Here is a 15,137-nt window from a genome sequence, read left to right on the forward strand (position 1 = left end):
GTGCTTACAGCTCAGCGTTTTTTTATTCGTTACTATCTACGTCTTTTGGTATTAAACAAAATAAACAATGCAAGATTCACAACTCTCTTCTGAGGTGCTACCTCAACACATTGCTATCATTATGGATGGTAACGGCCGTTGGGCAAAAGAACGTGGAAAACCACGGGTATTTGGCCATAAAAAAGGTGTGGATGCAGTTCGCAAAACCATCACTACAGCGGCAAAATTGGGCATCAAGGCAGTGACTCTTTTCGCATTCAGCAGCGAGAATTGGCGACGTCCAGAAGATGAAGTAGGGTTGCTGATGGAGCTGTTTATCACAGTCTTATCATCAGAAGTCAAACGACTTCATAAGAATAATCTACGCTTACGTATTATCGGGGATGTTTCCCGTTTTAACCCGCGTTTACAACGTAAGATTGAACAGGCCGAAGAGCTCACTCGTCATAATACGGGAATGGTGCTTAATGTTGCGGCTAATTACGGTGGTAAGTGGGATATTACGCAAGCAGCGAAGCAATTGGCTCAACAGGTGGCAAATGGGGAATTAACCCCTGAAGACATCGATGAGAGCAAAATGGCTCAGTATATTTCAATGTCCGATTTGCCTGACGTAGATCTACTTATTCGTACCAGCGGAGAGTGTCGGATCAGCAACTTTTTGTTGTGGCAATTGGCTTATGCTGAGATGTATTTCACGCCAGTTTATTGGCCAGAATTTGGTGAAGATAGCCTAGTTGAAGCTATCTCTTGGTTTGTGAACCGTGAACGACGTTTTGGTTGTACAGGGGAGCAGATTAAGGCCTTAATGGAAAAATAATAAAATAGGATCCAAAGTTTGAAGCAAAGAATTATTACAGCGCTCATACTTGCCCCTCTCGTTATCTTGGGCATTCTATACTTGCCCCTTGCTTGGTTTCTTTTCGCATTAGCGGTAATTACCTTAATTGGTTTCTGGGAATGGACGCAATTTGTTAATGCTAAATCACGTAATTTGGCGTTAATTCCTTCATTAGTATTCGGGGCTGGCAGCTTGATTTGGTTGCACCCAGATATGAATTCTCTCAATCATTTGACTTCCTCACACTACTCTTTACTAGTGATTGGCGTGATTTGGTGGGTAATTTCCAGCTATCTAGCCATCAGTTATCCTAAATCTCGTTCTTGGTGGGAAAATAGTCGCGTGATGCGTCATTTATTCGGTATTTTGACCTTACTACCATTTTATTGGAGTGTGGTTTATTTACGTGCTGAATCAATGGCAACCGATGCTTTTCATGGGGCTAAATTGGTGCTGTTTGTGTGCTTGATTGTTTGGGCTGCAGACAGTGGCGCTTACTTTGCTGGTAAGCGATTTGGTAAGCATAAAATGGCACCTGCTGTTAGCCCAAATAAGACAATTGAAGGCTTGCTGGGGGGGATGGTTATTTCCGTTCTTGTCGGCACTTTAGTCGCCCGTGGTTTTGAGTTGCATTTTAGTTCTGCAGCGATGATGTACTTTACTATTTTATGCACGGTCGGTATTTCTGTGTTGGGTGACCTAGTCGAAAGTATGTTTAAACGAGTATCAGACATCAAAGACAGTAGCAATATCATTCCAGGACATGGTGGTGTTCTTGACCGCATTGATAGCCTAACGGCAGCCTTCCCAGTTTTTGCATTTCTGTATTTCTTCTAAAAGAGTTAGGCAAGCGTTAGCTTGCCTAAACTAAATAACAACGGTTTTAGCTATGCGTAAGTTAACGATTCTTGGTGCAACAGGTTCTATTGGTGCGAGCACACTAAAAGTGGTCGCTGAAAATAAAGAGCAATTTGAAGTATTCGCTCTCGCAGCAGGAAGAAACGTAGCCAAAATGCGCGCTTTATGTGAAACATGGCGACCGACTTACGCAGTCATGGCAACGGCCGAAGCGGCTCAAGCGTTACAAGCAGAGTTAAGCAACTCAAAACTAGCAACAGAAGTGTTATACGGCGAAGAAGCGATGTGTCACGTCGCTTCTTGCGCAGAAGTCGATACCGTAATGGCTGCTATTGTTGGTGCAGCCGGTTTAGTGCCAACGATGGCTGCGGTAAAAGCAGGTAAACGGATTTTACTGGCTAACAAAGAAGCGTTAGTGATGTCTGGTCAACTGTTTATCGATGCAGTTGAACGACACGGTGCGGAATTGTTACCTGTAGACAGTGAACATAATGCGATTTTTCAATGTCTTCCTGCCCAAGTTCAAACCCAAATGGGGCGCTGTGATTTAGCAGGCGCTGGCGTTTCCCATATTATTTTAACTGGTTCAGGTGGTCCATTTCGTTACACCGACGTGAGTGAGCTTGCTGCGGTTACCCCAGCACAAGCGATTGCGCATCCTAACTGGTCAATGGGCCCCAAAATTTCCGTCGATTCCGCTACCATGATGAATAAAGGGCTTGAATACATTGAAGCCCGTTGGTTGTTCAATGCGGCGAAAGAACAATTACAAGTGTTAATTCACCCTCAATCTGTGATTCATTCTATGGTGCAATATCTGGATGGTTCGGTAATGGCTCAATTAGGTGAGCCTGATATGGCCACACCTATATCTGTTACCATGAACTATCCAGAGCGTATTCAAGCCGGTGTTCGTCCACTCGATTTTACGCAAATCAGTGAACTTACCTTTATGGCTCCAGATTTTTCCCGTTATCCATGCCTAGGTTTGGCAATTGATGCTTGCTACTTAGGTCAACACGCTACGACATCACTTAATGCGGCTAATGAAATTGCAGTTGATGCATTTTTAAAAGGCCATATTCGTTTTACGGATATTGCACGAGTTAATGAAAGTACTTTGTCAAAAGTGTGTGCGACAAACACTTCGTTACATAGCTATGACTTGGAAAGCTTACTAGAGCTAGATACAATGGCCCGCAGACAAGCCCGCCAAATAATAAAAGAGCGTATGTTATGACCGGCATAATATGGAATTTATTCGCATTCATTGTCGCCTTAGGTGTTTTGGTTGCAGTGCATGAGTTTGGTCACTTTTGGGTGGCAAGACGCTGCGGTATCAAAGTCGAGAAGTTTTCCATTGGTTTTGGTAAAGCTTTGTGGCAACGAGTCGGTAAAGATGGGACTCAATACAGTATTGCCGCAATTCCGCTAGGCGGTTATGTCAAAATGTTGGATGGACGAGTAGATGACATTCCTCCTGAACTTCAAGACCAAGCTTTTGATCATAAAACGTTATGGCAACGTGCAGCTGTTGTTGCAGCAGGTCCTGTGTTTAACTTCCTTTTTGCGATTATAGCTTATTGGTTAGTGTTTACTATTGGTGTTCCAACTGTAAAACCAGTGGTAGGTGAAGTATCTTCTTATTCGATCGCCGCAGATGCAGGGATTGCTCCTGGAATGGAGATTTTGGACGTTTCTGGGACCCGTACGCCAGATTGGGAAAGCGTCAATATGGAGCTCGCTTCTCATATTGGTGATGACAGCTTAACCTTGACCGTCACCTCACCAGAAAGTGTCGGACTGCAAGAAATCAAAACTTTAAACCTATCTAGTTGGAACTTTGACCCTGAATCAGAGTCTGCTATGGGAGCGCTCGGATTTAAGCCTTTTACTCCTGAAATATCGTTAACGCTGATTAATGTCGCTAAAGATGGGGCAGGAGCAAAAGCTGGTCTTGAAGTGGGTGATGAGCTGCAGTTTGTGGGTGGCCAGAAAATCACCCAATGGCAGCAGGTTGTCGATAGTATTCAAAATCATCCTGGTGAACCGATTACAGTAGACGTATTACGCCAAGGAGAACCTGTTTCTTTGGTCTTAACGCCCGAGCGTAAAGATCTTGGTAACGGTAAAGTGATTGGATTTGCTGGAATTGCTCCCAAAGTCGCAGATTGGCCTTCAGATTATCGATTTGAACTTCAGTTTGGTGTATTTGAGTCTTTCAGTAAAGCAGTTGATAAAACGGGACAAATCATTGGTTTAACCGTTAGTATGCTAAAAAAATTGGTGGTAGGTGATGTGGGGTTGAATAACCTTAGTGGACCTATCTCGATTGCGAAAGGTGCGGGAGCTACCGCCGATTATGGTTTGGTCTACTTCTTAGGGTTCTTGGCACTGATTAGTGTGAACCTTGGCATTATTAACCTTGTCCCATTACCAATGCTCGATGGAGGACACTTGTTGTTCTTTGCTATTGAAGCTGTAATTCGTCGTCCAGTACCAGAGAAGGTGCAGGAGATGGGATACCGCATTGGTGGAGCCATCATTTTCTCTTTAATGGCCGTGGCAATATTTAACGATTTTACTCGCCTGTGATTTTAAGCATTGGGCAAGGGTTGTAGTAAGGAATAACTCAAATAACTATGGCGATGAAAAAGATCCTTCTCGCGACACTGCTCGCAACAAGCGTGTCAGCGAACGGTGCCGAAAACTTTGTTGTAAAAGATATCCAGATTGAGGGGTTGCAGCGTGTTGCACTTGGTGCTGCGTTGTTAAAAATGCCTGTTCGTGTTGGAGATACCGTAGACTCACAAGATATTGCAGACATCATTCAGTCATTGTATGCCTCCGGTAACTTTGAGAATGTCAAAGTGTTGCGTGATGGTTCTGCATTAGTTGTGCAAGTTCAAGAGCGACCAACTATTGCGAGTGTTTCGTTCTCTGGCAATAAAGCGATTAAAGAAGAACAGCTCAAGCAGAACTTGGACGCTTCTAATATTCGTGTTGGTGAGGCGTTAGATCGTACCAAGCTAACCAATATCGAAAAGGGCTTAGAAGATTTCTATTACAGTGTCGGTAAATATAACGCGACGGTAAAAGCGGTGGTAACACCCTTGCCGCGTAACCGTGCTGACCTGAAATTTGTTTTCACTGAAGGTGTTTCTGCCAAAATCAAACAGATCAACTTTATCGGTAATCAAGTTTTTAGTGATGACGATTTGTTGAGTAAGTTCGATTTAAATGCAGACGTATCTTGGTGGAATTTCCTTTCGAGTGATAAATATCAAAAGCAAGTATTGGCTGGCGATTTAGAAAAACTCAGAACTTACTATTTAGATCGCGGTTACCTGAAATTTAAAGTGGAATCGACCGAAGTGTCGATCTCGCCAGATAAAAAGGGTGTGTATATCACGCTTAACATCAGTGAAGGTAAGCCTTACACAGTAAAAAGTGTTGATTTTAAAGGTAATCTCATTGGTAAAGAGGCTGAGTTCAAGTCTTTAGTTAATTTTGATATGGGCAGTACCTATAAAGGTTCTTCAGTTACTTCACTAGAAGAGAACGTGAAAAAACTGTTGGGCGAAGCTGGTTATGCTTATCCCCAAGTACGTACCGTTCCCACTTTTGATGATGATAAGCAAGAAGTTTCTTTAACGGTTCAAATTGACCCTGGGAAGCGTATGTACGTTCGTGATATTCGTTTCATGGGTAACACGGTGACCAAAGACGAAGTACTGCGTCGTGAAATGCGCCAAATGGAAGGTAGCTGGCTGAACTCCAAATCGGTTGAGTTAGGTAAAACACGTTTGAGTCGTCTTGGCTATTTTGAAACGGTTGATGTGCAAACTGACCGCGTTCCTGGTACCGATGACCAAGTTGATGTGGTTTATAAAGTAAAAGAAGCTAACTCCGGTAGTATCAACTTCGGTGTTGGTTACGGCACTGAGTCTGGGGTGAGTTTCCAAGTCGGTTTAACTCAAGATAACTTCTTGGGAAGTGGTAACCGCGTTAGTATCAGTGCGACCACCAATGACTATCAGAAAAACATCACGTTAGAGTATAAAGACCCATATTGGACACTCGATGGTGTGAGTTTAGGTGGTAAAGTCTTCCTGAATAAATTTGAAGCATCCGATGCGGGTATCGTCGACTACGACAACACTAGCTATGGTATGAACCTCACGTGGGGCTTCCCATTTGACGAACTGAACCGTTTTGAGTTTGGTGTTGGTTATACCCACAGTAAGATTGGTAACCTAAAGCCTTATTTACAAGTAGAGCAGTTCTTAAAAGCGCAGTCTGGTAACTTAACGTCAGATGGTAGTTTGGAAACAGATGACTTTGATATTAGTGTTGCTTGGACCCGTAATAACCTGAATAAAGGTTACTTCCCAACGGCGGGTAACTATCAACGCGCCTACTACGATATGACGGTTCCTGGCTCAGATGCGTTGTACTTCAAGATGCAATATGATGTGCGTCAGTACATTCCTCTAACCAAAAAAGAAGATTTCACCCTGTTACTGCGTGGTCGTCTAGGTTACGGTAATGGCTATGGTCAAACGGATGGTCAAGATAACCTCTACCCATTCTATGAAAACTTCTATGCTGGTGGTTTCTCTACACTACGCGGATTTAGCTCTAACAGTGCTGGTCCTAAAGCGGTGTATCGTAGTTATGCCGATTCAAATAATGGTACTGATACTGCGACAGATGAATCTGTTGGTGGTAATGCAACTTGGCTAGCGAGTGCCGAATTGATTGTACCAACGCCATTTGCTTCAGAAGAGGTACAAAGCCAGATTCGAACTAGTATCTTCTTTGATATGGCAAGTGTTTGGGATACCGAATTCCATTATAATGGTGACGTTTCATATGGTGATAAGTATTATTATGACTACTCAGACCCTATGAATTACCGTTCTTCATATGGTATGGCGTTACAGTGGATGTCTCCAATGGGACCTTTGGTCTTCTCGGTAGCGAAGCCTGTTAAAAAATACGAAGGTGATGACGAAGAATTCTTTACCTTTACCATCGGGAAAACCTTTTAATATAGGACTATATTTTGAAAAGTATCTTCAAAGCGGCTGGTGTCAGCCTTGTTATTCTTAGCTCATCATTCTTTGCCAATGCGGCACAAGCAGCTCAAAAAGTAGGCTTTATTAATACAGCCCAAGTTTTTCAATCTCTACCTCAACGTGAGGTGGTACTACAAAAACTTCAAACTGAGTTTAAAGATAAAGCTGATGAACTGAAAAGTATGCAGCAACAAGCTCAAGAAAAAATGCAAAAACTGAAACGTGATTCTTCTCTTATGAGCCAAGATGACATCGAAAAACTACGCATTGAAATTGGTCAGCTTGAAAGCAAATACAAAATCAAAGCTCAAGCGTTAGATCAAGCATCAAAACGTCGTGAAGCGGAAGAGAAACAGAAACTGTTCAAAATCATTCAAGATGCTGTAAAAAAAGTGGCTGAGAAAGACGGCTACGATATGATCGTTGATGCTGGTGCTCTGCAGTATGCGAAGCCTGAATACAACATCTCTGAAGAAGTGATTAAATCTATTAAGTAATTGTTATTATGACCACACTAACGTTAGCCGAATTGGCAAAAATTACCGGGGGTGAGCTGTTTGGCGATCACTCTGCGGTTGTGACAGCTGTCGCGCCGATGGATAAGGCTCAAGAGGGTCATGTTACCTTCTTGTCGAATCCTAAATACAGTAAACACCTTGCTGCGTGTAAAGCAACGGTCATCATGGTCAAAGCCTCTGAGCGAGAGCTTTGTCCATCAAATGCTTTAGTAGTGGCAGACCCCTATGTCGCGTTTGCGCTAGTGACACAAGCATTAGATACGACGCCAGCACCAGCAGTGGATATCGCACCATCAGCGGTGATCGCTAAGGATGCTAAGTTAGGAAAAAATGTTGCGATTGGCGCAAATGCAGTGATTGAGTCTGGTGTTGAACTGGGCGATAACGTTGTTATTGGTGCTGGTTGTTTCGTCGGCAAAAATACACAAATTGGTCAAAATACCAAGTTGTGGGCCAATGTGTCGGTTTATCACAGTGTGGTTATTGGTGAGCACTGTCTGGTTCAATCTGGAACTGTAATTGGTTCTGACGGGTTTGGTTATGCCAACGAACGAGGTGAGTGGATTAAGATTCCTCAACTTGGTTCAGTACGTATAGGTAATCGGGTTGAAATTGGTGCATGTACGACAATTGACCGTGGTGCACTCGATGATACTGTTATTGAAGATAATGTGATCATCGATAACCAATTGCAAATCGCTCATAACGTGCACATCGGATATGGTACAGCCATGGCAGGTGGTACTATCATCGCTGGCAGTACTACCATTGGTAAGTACTGTATTATCGGTGGAGCATCGGTAATCAATGGCCATATCGAAATCGCTGATGGTGTCACTATCACCGGTATGGGTATGGTAATGCGCAGCATTTCTGAAAAAGGCGTGTACTCTTCAGGTATCCCGCTTCAGACGAATAAAGAGTGGCGTAAAACCGCAACACGTGTTCATCGAATTGATGAAATGAACAAGCGTTTAAAAGCGGTAGAAAAGCTACTTGAACAAAAAAACGACGCTTAGTTCGGTTTTTTATCAAAAAGGCTCGCATGCGGCGAGTCTTTTTCGTCTATAATGCCCGCAGTTTAATTTAATCTGTACTTTTGAATAGGAATATGACTTTGACTACTGAAAAGAAAACGATGGATATCACTGAAATTCAGGCGCTTCTTCCTCATCGCTACCCATTTTTGTTGATTGATCGCGTTACGGGTTTTGAAGAAGGTAAGTATCTGATTGGTCTGAAAAACGTTTCAGTGAATGAGCCTCAGTTTACCGGTCATTTCCCTCAACTTCCTGTTTTTCCTGGCGTATTAATCCTTGAAGCAATGGCTCAAGCGACAGGTCTACTTGCATTTAAAACTTTTGGTGCACCAAAAGAGAATGAGCTGTATTACTTTGCTAGTATTGATAATGCTAAATTCCGTAAGCCTGTAGTGCCAGGTGATCAATTGGTCATCGAAGTTGAATTCTTGAAAGAGCGTCGTGGTATCGCTCTATTCAATGGCACGGCAAAAGTAGACGGTGAAGTTGTTTGTTCAGCTGAACTGAAATGTGCACGTCGAGAGTTTTAATATGATCCATGAAACCGCTCAAATCCATCCGTCAGCGGTGGTTGAAGAGGGTGCCGTTATTGGTGCCAACGTTAAAATTGGTCCGTTTTGTTACGTAGACAGTAAAGTTGAAATTGGCGAAGGCACTCAACTGATGTCTCACGTGGTGGTAAAAGGGCCAACCAAAATTGGTAAAGATAACCGCATTTTCCAATTTGCTTCGATTGGCGAAGAGTGTCAGGACCTGAAATACAAAGGTGAAGATACTCAGTTGATCATTGGTGATCGCAATACCATTCGTGAAAGCGTGACAATGCACCGTGGTACGATTCAAGATGGCGGTATCACGAAAGTGGGTAGCGACAACTTGTTTATGATTAACGCCCACGTTGCTCATGACTGTCTTGTCGGCGACCGCTGTATTTTTGCCAACAACGCAACCTTAGCGGGTCACGTGACGATTGAAGATAACGCGATTGTTGGCGGTATGTCTGCTATTCATCAGTTCTGTAAAGTAGGCGCGCACGCGATGCTTGGCGGTGGTTCAATCGTGGTACAAGATGTTCCTCCTTACGTGATGGCACAAGGTAACCACTGTGCGCCGTTCGGTATTAATATCGAAGGTTTGAAACGTCGTGGTTTCGAAAAAGCAGAAATCCACGCGATTCGCCGCGCATACAAAGCGATCTATCGTGCCGGTATTACTTTGGAAGAAGCGAAAGCGGAAATTGCCAAAGAAGCAAGCGAATTCCCAGTCGTACAGCGTTTCTTGGACTTCCTTGAAGACTCCAAACGCGGCATCATTCGTTAATTTTTGTTCAAGTTAATGAAATTAAAGATCGCTATTTTCGGGTAGCGATCTTTTCCATTTTTATGGAATGTCACTTTGCGAAGTGCTTTTCCATAAAATCGGACAGAGCATGACCAAGAGGATAAAAACGTGGAAAGACCATTGCGTATCGGCATTGTTGCCGGTGAGCTATCTGGAGATACGTTAGGCGAAGGATTTATTCAAGCAGTCAAAGCTCGTTATCCTAATGCTGAGTTTGTCGGTATTGGCGGACCAAAAATGATTGCCCAAGGATGCCAGTCTCTTTTTGATATGGAAGAGTTGGCGGTCATGGGATTAGTTGAAGTACTTGGCCGTTTACCTCGTCTTTTAAAAGTAAAAGCGGAACTTGTTCGCTATTTTACTCAAAATCCCCCTGATGTTTTCGTTGGGATTGATGCACCAGATTTTAACTTGCGTCTTGAACTCGATTTGAAACAAGCCGGTATCAAAACGGTTCATTATGTCAGTCCTTCAGTATGGGCATGGCGTCAAAAACGTATCTATAAAATCGCAGCTGCCACTAACCTAGTGTTGGCTTTTCTGCCTTTTGAAAAAGAATTTTACGATCGCTTCGATGTGCCATGTGAATTCATCGGGCATACGTTAGCGGATGCGATTCCATTCCATACGGATAAACAGCAAGCACGCCAACAGCTCGGTTTAGCACAAGACAAACAATGGCTGGCGGTATTGCCGGGCAGTCGCGGTGGTGAGATGAAAAAGCTCGCCGAACCTTTTATTCGTACGTGTTTGCGTTTACGTGAAACGCATCCTGAGTTGCAATTTGTCGTGGCGCTGGTGAATGCTAAGCGACGTGCTGAATTTGAAGAAATTCGCCAGCAAGTGGCTCCCGATCTTGAATTTACCTTAGTGGATGATACTGCGCGTAATGTGATTGCGGCATCCGATGCGGTGATGCTTGCATCAGGTACTGTCGCTCTTGAATGTATGCTGCTTAAGCGCCCAATGGTGGTTGGTTACCGTGTTAACCGCTTTACTGCATTTCTTGCCAAACGCTTATTGAAGACTAAGTACGTTTCTTTACCCAATATATTGGCAGATCAGCCGTTGGTTAAAGAGTTTTTGCAAGACGACTGTACGGTCGATAATTTGTATGCTGAAGTTTGTCACTTATTGGATGACGATAACCAAGCCATGTTGGATAAGTTTGATGAAATGCATCATTGGATTCGTAAAGATGCGGATGTTCAGGCTGCGAATGCAGTGCTTAATTTGATAGAGAAGGCATAACATGGCAAAAGCACCAGTAAAAGAGTTACCTCCTTTCGAAATGCCTGCTGGGTACACACTGATCGCTGGCGTCGATGAGGTTGGTCGTGGTCCACTGGTCGGTGATGTGGTGACAGCAGCGGTTATTTTGGATCCAAATAATCCGATTGAAGGGTTAAACGACTCAAAAAAATTGTCAGAAAAGAAACGGTTGGCTCTTTTCCCAGAGATTCAAGAGAAGGCGTTAGCGTGGGCGGTCGGCCGTTGTTCTCCACAAGAGATTGATGAGCTTAATATTTTGCAAGCGACCATGGTGGCAATGCAACGCGCTGTAGCTGGGTTAAAAGTGCAACCTGATTTGGTGTTGATCGATGGTAACCGCACACCAGAACTGCCAATGGATTCACAAGCTGTAGTGAAAGGGGATTTACGCGTGGCGCAAATTAGCGCTGCATCCATTATCGCAAAAGTCGTTCGCGACCATGAAATGGAAGAGCTCGACAAAACTTACCCACAGTTTGGTTTTGCTCAGCATAAAGGTTACCCAACCAAAGCACACTTTGAAGCCATTGAAAAACATGGTGTCATAGATCAACATCGTAAAAGTTTTGGTCCAGTAAAACGAGCACTCGGTTTATAATCCTAAACTTATCAGGGCGTGATGTCTTGACTAAGCAAATTTGAACACAAGGTAACTAGGATAGTATTTAATGTCTGACCCAAGGTTTATCCACTTACGCATTCACAGTGACTATTCCATGGTGGATGGGCTAGGAAAAGTCCCACCACTGGTAAAAAAAGTGGCTGAAATGGGCATGCCAGCCATGGCGTTAACCGACTTTACTAATCTGTGTGGTTTGGTGAAGTTTTATGGTAACGCCAACAGTAATGGCGTGAAGCCGATTGTCGGCGCGGATTTTTTAATGCGTTCCGAAGAGTTTGGGGATGAGCTCACCAAACTCACTGTATTGGCAAAAGATAATCAGGGGTACAAAAACCTTACCTTACTTATTTCTGAAGCTTATTTGCGCGGTCATATTCAAAATCAACCCGTTATCGACAAAGAGTGGTTGATTGAAAAGGCGCCGGGTCTGATCGTCATATCGGGTGGCCGCTGGGGTGAAGTGGGGCGAGCCCTGTTAAAAGGCAATCGTGGTACCGCAGAGCAATGTCTCGCCTTCTATGAAACTTATTTTAAAGATAATTTTTATTTGGAGCTGACGCGAACCGGGCGTCCCGATGAAGAAGCCTATCTGCATTTTGCATTGCAAGTAGCTGAAGAACACGACCTTCCTGTCGTAGCAACAAACGATGTGGTGTTTTTAACTGAAGACCTGTTTGATGCGCATGAAATTCGGGTAGCAATCCATGACGGTTATACCTTAGAAGATCCACGCCGACCAAAAAACTACAGCCCACAGCAGTACCTTCGCAGTGAAGAGGAAATGTGTGAGCTGTTTGCTGATATTCCAGAAGCACTACAAAACAGTGTCGAAATCGCCAAACGTTGTAACGTTACGGTGCGTCTGGGTGAATATTTCTTGCCGAACTTCCCAACCGAAGGGATGGAAATCGAAGAGTTTTTGGTTAAAAAATCTCATGAAGGTCTGGAAGAGCGCTTAGAGTTTTTATTCCCTGATCCCCAAGTTCGGGCAGAGCGCCGTCCTTCATATGATGAGCGTCTTGAAATTGAATTAGGCGTAATCAACCAGATGGGTTTCCCAGGTTACTTCCTGATCGTAATGGAGTTTATTCAGTGGTCTAAGGATAACGATATTCCAGTAGGGCCAGGGCGTGGTTCTGGTGCGGGCTCACTGGTGGCGTATTCACTGAAAATTACCGACTTGGATCCGCTCGAATACGATTTGCTGTTCGAACGTTTTCTTAACCCAGAACGTGTATCCATGCCCGACTTTGACGTCGACTTTTGTATGGATAAACGCGATAAGGTGATTGACCACGTCGCCGATATGTATGGCCGCGATGCGGTATCGCAGATCATTACCTTTGGTACCATGGCGGCTAAAGCCGTTATTCGTGATGTGGGTCGTGTCCTCGGACATCCTTTTGGTTTCTGCGACCGTATTTCTAAATTGATTCCGCCAGATCCGGGCATGACCTTGGAAAAAGCATTTAAAGCAGAGCCGGCGTTAGGTGAGCTTTACGAAGCTGATGAGGAAGTGAAAGAACTCATCGACATGTGTCGCATCTTGGAAGGATGTACTCGTAATGCCGGCAAGCACGCAGGTGGTGTGGTTATTTCGCCAACTACGATTACTGACTTTGCCCCAATTTATTGTGATTCAGAGGGTAATCACCCAGTTACTCAGTTCGATAAGAACGACGTGGAATATGCTGGTTTAGTTAAATTTGACTTCTTAGGTCTACGTACTCTAACCATCATTGACTGGGCTTTGGGGTTAATTAACCCACGTCAAGAGCAGAAAGGTTTACCACCGGTACGCATTGAATCTATTCCATTAGATGACCATGCCTCTTTCACTGTTTTGAAAAAGTCTGAAACCACCGCAGTATTCCAGTTGGAATCGCGTGGGATGAAAGAGCTTATCAAGCGTCTGCAACCCGACTGTTTTGAAGATATCATCGCATTGGTGGCGTTATTCCGTCCAGGGCCTTTGCAATCGGGCATGGTGGATAACTTTATCGACCGTAAGCATGGTGAGGAAGAAATATCCTACCCAGATGAAAAATGGCAGCATGAGTCTTTAAAAGAGATTCTTGAGCCCACCTACGGCATCATCCTGTATCAAGAACAGGTTATGCAGATTGCTCAGGTGTTGGCGGGGTATACCCTGGGTGGCGCAGATATGCTGCGTCGTGCAATGGGTAAGAAAAAACCAGAAGAGATGGCGAAGCAGCGTACGGTTTTCCGCGAAGGTGCGGAGAAAAACGGCGTTGACGGTGAGTTGGCGATGAAAATCTTCGACTTGGTGGAAAAATTCGCGGGTTATGGTTTTAACAAATCTCACTCAGCCGCTTACGCATTGGTTTCGTATCAAACACTGTGGCTAAAAACTCATCATCCTGCTGAGTTCATGGCGGCGGTAATGACCGCTGATATGGATAATACTGAAAAAGTGGTAGGTCTGGTCGATGAGTGCGTTCGGATGGGACTTACTGTATTGCCGCCCGACATAAACAAGGGTTTATATCGCTTTAACGTCGACGATGATGGCGCAATCGTGTATGGTATCGGCGCAATTAAAGGTGTGGGTGAAGGTCCGATTGAAGCGATTCTTGAAGCACGCAACGTAGACGGGTATTTTAAAGACCTATTTGATTTTTGTGCCCGTATTGATTTAAAACGTGTTAACAAACGTGTTTTAGAAAAGTTGATACTGGCTGGGGCGTTGGATCGTTTAGGTCCACATCGTGCAGCTATGATGGCATCACTTGATGATGCAGTGAAATCGGCAAGCCAATACCATCAAGCAGAGGCGTTTGGTCAAACCGATATGTTTGGTGTATTAACTGATGCACCAGAAGAGGTGGAACAAAAGTACACCCAAGTAGCTCCGTGGCCAGAGAAAGTATGGTTAGAGGGTGAACGAGAAACTCTCGGTCTATACTTAACCGGACACCCAATTAATGAATATTTAAAAGAACTAACTCACTACATTAGTTGTCGATTAAACGAGGCAGTACCGACTCGTCGCGATCAATCTCTGACTGTGGCAGGTTTGGTGATATCTGCTCGTGTAATGACAACCAAGAAAGGGTCTCGTATTGGCTTGATGACTCTTGACGACCGTTCAGGTCGAATGGAAGTGATGTTGTTCTCTGATGCGCTTGATCGTTATGCCGAACTGTTAGAAAAAGACAAAATTTTGGTGATTTCTGGACAGGTCAGCTTTGATGACTTCAATGGTGGTCTTAAAATGTCCGCGCGTGAAGTCATGGATTTGGGCAGCGCACGAGAGAAATATGCCCGCAGCTTGTCACTGTCGATTGAACAATCGCAAATCGACGAGCAGTTTTTTGAGCGCTTTAGTCAGATATTAGAGCCTCACCGAGCAGGGACGGTACCTGTCAATGTATATTACCAGCGTGCAGATGCAAGGGCGCGACTCGCACTCGGTACTGAGTGGCGTGTAACGCCAAACGATACATTGTTAGACGAATTAAAACAGCTACTTGGTCAAGACCAGGTAGAACTCGAATTTAACTAAAAAATTCAACGGTATTGTGCCAGTTGAATAGAAAAGGA

Annotated in this window: 12 protein-coding genes; all 12 read left to right on the forward strand. The window is 44.0% G+C overall.

What is annotated here, in order from left to right; all coding sequences use genetic code 11:
* Window positions 1–67: 67 nt before the first annotated feature.
* The gene (locus JCM16456_RS03390; RefSeq protein ID WP_068712378.1) at window positions 68–820 is read left to right on the forward strand and encodes an isoprenyl transferase; all 753 of its coding nucleotides are present in this window, start codon (window positions 68–70) and stop codon (window positions 818–820) included.
* A gap of 18 nt (window positions 821–838) precedes the next feature.
* A complete protein-coding gene (locus JCM16456_RS03395; RefSeq protein WP_068712380.1) occupies window positions 839–1,678 on the forward strand; it encodes a phosphatidate cytidylyltransferase in 840 nt (279 codons plus the stop codon).
* Window positions 1,679–1,730: 52 nt separating this feature from the next.
* The gene (gene ispC, locus JCM16456_RS03400; protein ID WP_068712382.1) at window positions 1,731–2,939 is read left to right on the forward strand and encodes a 1-deoxy-D-xylulose-5-phosphate reductoisomerase; all 1,209 of its coding nucleotides are present in this window, start codon (window positions 1,731–1,733) and stop codon (window positions 2,937–2,939) included.
* On the forward strand, window positions 2,936–4,294 hold the full coding sequence (gene rseP, locus JCM16456_RS03405; RefSeq protein WP_068712383.1) for a sigma E protease regulator RseP: 1,359 nt from the start codon (window positions 2,936–2,938) through the stop codon (window positions 4,292–4,294). Before ispC ends, rseP begins: the two co-directional genes overlap by 4 nt.
* A gap of 47 nt (window positions 4,295–4,341) precedes the next feature.
* Complete coding sequence (gene bamA / locus JCM16456_RS03410) at window positions 4,342–6,753, forward strand: outer membrane protein assembly factor BamA (protein WP_068712385.1); 2,412 nt, start codon at window positions 4,342–4,344, stop codon at window positions 6,751–6,753.
* Between the two features lie 14 nt (window positions 6,754–6,767).
* Complete coding sequence (locus tag JCM16456_RS03415; protein ID WP_068712387.1) at window positions 6,768–7,277, forward strand: OmpH family outer membrane protein; 510 nt, start codon at window positions 6,768–6,770, stop codon at window positions 7,275–7,277.
* A gap of 8 nt (window positions 7,278–7,285) precedes the next feature.
* Window positions 7,286–8,317, forward strand: coding sequence for a UDP-3-O-(3-hydroxymyristoyl)glucosamine N-acyltransferase (gene lpxD / locus JCM16456_RS03420; protein ID WP_068712389.1), 1,032 nt, complete (start codon window positions 7,286–7,288; stop codon window positions 8,315–8,317).
* Window positions 8,318–8,436: 119 nt separating this feature from the next.
* On the forward strand, window positions 8,437–8,868 hold the full coding sequence (gene fabZ, locus JCM16456_RS03425) for a 3-hydroxyacyl-ACP dehydratase FabZ (protein WP_179946795.1): 432 nt from the start codon (window positions 8,437–8,439) through the stop codon (window positions 8,866–8,868).
* A 1-nt stretch (window position 8,869) separates the two neighbouring features.
* Entirely contained in the window at window positions 8,870–9,658 is a 789-nt protein-coding gene (gene lpxA, locus JCM16456_RS03430; RefSeq protein WP_068712393.1) for an acyl-ACP--UDP-N-acetylglucosamine O-acyltransferase, read from the forward strand.
* A 129-nt stretch (window positions 9,659–9,787) separates the two neighbouring features.
* Window positions 9,788–10,930 carry a lipid-A-disaccharide synthase gene (gene lpxB / locus JCM16456_RS03435; RefSeq protein WP_068712395.1) on the forward strand — a complete coding sequence of 381 codons (1,143 nt, stop codon included), beginning with the start codon at window positions 9,788–9,790 and terminating at the stop codon, window positions 10,928–10,930.
* Between the two features lies 1 nt (window position 10,931).
* On the forward strand, window positions 10,932–11,549 hold the full coding sequence (gene rnhB, locus JCM16456_RS03440) for a ribonuclease HII (protein WP_068712397.1): 618 nt from the start codon (window positions 10,932–10,934) through the stop codon (window positions 11,547–11,549).
* Window positions 11,550–11,619: 70 nt separating this feature from the next.
* A complete protein-coding gene (gene dnaE, locus JCM16456_RS03445) occupies window positions 11,620–15,099 on the forward strand; it encodes a DNA polymerase III subunit alpha (RefSeq protein ID WP_068712399.1) in 3,480 nt (1,159 codons plus the stop codon).
* The last annotated feature ends 38 nt before the right edge of the window (window positions 15,100–15,137 follow it).

Origin of the sequence: Vibrio tritonius, assembly GCF_001547935.1 — a bacterium.
GTDB lineage: Bacteria > Pseudomonadota > Gammaproteobacteria > Enterobacterales > Vibrionaceae > Vibrio > Vibrio tritonius.

Bases quoted from the DNA above. Each gene is read 5' to 3' on its own strand.
- JCM16456_RS03390 (WP_068712378.1), top strand. From the start codon at position 68: ATGCAAGATTCACAACTCTCTTCTGAGGTGCTACCTCAACACATTGCT.
- ispC (WP_068712382.1), top strand. From the start codon at position 1,731: ATGCGTAAGTTAACGATTCTTGGTGCAACAGGTTCTATTGGTGCGAGC.
- rseP (WP_068712383.1), top strand. From the start codon at position 2,936: ATGACCGGCATAATATGGAATTTATTCGCATTCATTGTCGCCTTAGGT.
- bamA (WP_068712385.1), top strand. From the start codon at position 4,342: ATGGCGATGAAAAAGATCCTTCTCGCGACACTGCTCGCAACAAGCGTG.
- lpxD (WP_068712389.1), top strand. From the start codon at position 7,286: ATGACCACACTAACGTTAGCCGAATTGGCAAAAATTACCGGGGGTGAG.
- fabZ (WP_179946795.1), top strand. From the start codon at position 8,437: ATGGATATCACTGAAATTCAGGCGCTTCTTCCTCATCGCTACCCATTT.
- lpxA (WP_068712393.1), top strand. From the start codon at position 8,870: ATGATCCATGAAACCGCTCAAATCCATCCGTCAGCGGTGGTTGAAGAG.
- rnhB (WP_068712397.1), top strand. From the start codon at position 10,932: ATGGCAAAAGCACCAGTAAAAGAGTTACCTCCTTTCGAAATGCCTGCT.
- dnaE (WP_068712399.1), top strand. From the start codon at position 11,620: ATGTCTGACCCAAGGTTTATCCACTTACGCATTCACAGTGACTATTCC.